Here is a 2,202-nt window from a genome sequence, read left to right as displayed (position 1 = left end):
GCTCCAGCCCCGGCTCGGCTCGATGCTTTCGGAGATGCTGATCTCGCTCAGCGATCGCGGTCCCGACAGCGCCGGCATCGCCATCTATGGAGCGCCATCCGGCAACGAGGCCAAGATCACCATCCAGTCGGCCAAGCCGGAGCACGATTTCCGCAACATTGACGCCGAACTCGCCAGGGCGATTGGAACGCCGGTGAACATCGCAGTGAAATCGACGCATGCGGTCGTCAGGACCACGCCCGACAAGATCGATGAAGTGCGCGAGGCCATCCAGGTGCTGCGCCCCGATATCCGCATCATGGGCGCCGGCGATGTCGTCGAAATCTACAAGGAGGTCGGCTTGCCCGAAGCGGTCGTCGATCGCTTCGACGTGCGCAGCATGACCGGTACGCACGGCATCGGCCACACCCGTATGGCGACGGAATCGGCGGTGACGACGATGGGCGCGCATCCGTTCTCGACCGGCGCCGACCAGTGTCTGGTGCACAACGGCTCGCTGTCCAATCACAACAATGTCCGTCGCGAGCTGATCCGCGAAGGCATGAAATTCGAGACCGAGAACGACACCGAAGTCGCGGCCGCCTATCTCTCCTCGCAGATGGCGCATGGCAAGAATCTCGGCGAGGCGCTGGAAGGCACGCTGAGCGACCTCGACGGCTTCTTCACCTTTGTCGTCGGCACCAAGAACGGCTTCGGCGTGGTGCGCGATCCGATCGCCTGCAAGCCTGCCGTCATGGCCGAGACCGACCAGTATGTCGCCTTCGGCTCGGAATATCGCGCGCTCACCAAGCTGCCCGGCATCGACAATGCGAGGGTCTGGGAGCCCGAGCCCGCAACCGTCTATTTCTGGGAGCATTGAGCTCATGCCGGCAATCAACGTCTCCAAGGCGACCCGCGAGCAAGACCATGAGCAGAGTCGGGCGTCGACGGTCTTCGACCTGGCCGAAATGCCGCTGCGCGAGCTCAACCAGGCGCTACACAATCTGACTCCTGGTTCGAACGAGACCGCCTGGGAAGTGCTGAACCCGAAAGGCAGCCATTCGGTCGCCGTCGGCGTCGACCAGCCGATCACGATCGATGTCCGCGGCAGCGTCGGCTATTATTGCGGCGGCATGAACGACGGCAGCGCCATCACCGTGCATGGCTCGGCGGGACCCGGCGTCGGCGAAAACATGATGTCGGGTTCGATAACGGTCAAAGGCGATGCCAGCCAGTATGCCGGCGCCACCGGCAGGTGCGGGCTGCTGGTCATCGAAGGCAATGCGTCGTCGCGCTGCGGCATCTCGATGAAGGGCATCGACATCGTCGTCCACGGCAATATCGGCCACATGTCGGCCTTCATGGCGCAATCCGGCAATCTGGTGGTGCTGGGCGATGCCGGCGACGCGCTCGGCGATTCCATCTACGAGGCGCGGCTGTTCGTGCGCGGCAAGGTCGAAAGCCTCGGCGCCGACTGCATCGCCAAGGAGATGCGGCCAGAGCATCTGGAACTCCTGCAGGGCCTTCTCGACCGTGCCGGCGCGACCGGCGTCAAGGCGGCGGAGTTCAAGCGTTACGGCTCGGCGCGCATGCTCTACAATTTCAACATCGACAACGCCGACGCGTATTGAGGCTCTATGACCTATCGCAACCCGCCGACGACGCCGCGCAAATCCGCGACTTTCGACGACTACACGCTCTCCGAGATCCGCCGCGCGGCGGCGACCGGCATCTATGATATTCGCGGCGCCGGCGCCAAGCGCAAGCTTCCGCATTTCGACGACCTGCTGGTGCTCGGCGCCTCGATCTCGCGCTATCCGCTCGAAGGCTATCGCGAGCGCTGCGACACCAGCGTGGTGCTGGGTTCGCGCCATGCGAAAAAGCCGATCGAGCTGAAAATCCCGATTACCATCGCCGGCATGAGTTTCGGGTCGCTCTCCGGCCCGGCGAAGGAGGCACTCGGCCGCGGCGCGACGCTGTCGGGCACCTCGACGACCACCGGCGATGGCGGCATGACCGAGGAAGAGCGCGGCCATTCCAAGACGCTGGTCTACCAGTATCTGCCATCGCGCTACGGCATGAACCCGCGCGATTTGCGGCGGGCGGATGCCATCGAGATCGTCGTCGGCCAGGGCGCCAAGCCCGGCGGCGGCGGCATGCTGCTTGGCCAGAAGATCTCTGACCGCGTCGCCGAAATGCGCACGCTGCCGAAGGGTATCGACC

General features: G+C 64.4%; 3 protein-coding genes. All 3 read left to right on the top strand.

The features are described from left to right. A partial coding sequence (locus EOA86_RS31710; protein WP_128345207.1) for a glutamine amidotransferase family protein occupies nt 1-859 on the top strand: 859 nt, incomplete at its 5' end. Between the two features lie 4 nt (nt 860-863). Next, a complete protein-coding gene (locus tag EOA86_RS31705; protein WP_164892188.1) occupies nt 864-1,610 on the top strand; it encodes a GXGXG domain-containing protein in 747 nt (248 codons plus the stop codon). 6 nt (nt 1,611-1,616) lie between these two features. After that, on the top strand, nt 1,617-2,202 hold a 586-nt coding region (locus EOA86_RS31700), incomplete at its 3' end, for a glutamate synthase-related protein (protein WP_245497439.1).

It is taken from the genome of Mesorhizobium sp. M5C.F.Ca.IN.020.32.2.1, from assembly GCF_004023105.1.
Classification (GTDB): domain Bacteria; phylum Pseudomonadota; class Alphaproteobacteria; order Rhizobiales; family Rhizobiaceae; genus Mesorhizobium; species Mesorhizobium wenxiniae.
This window is presented reverse-complemented; position numbering and strand designations above follow the sequence as displayed.

What these genes read in the sequence shown, in the direction of transcription:
- EOA86_RS31705 (WP_164892188.1), top strand. Translation starts at nt 864, where the DNA reads ATGCCGGCAATCAACGTCTCCAAGGCGACCCGCGAGCAAGACCATGAG.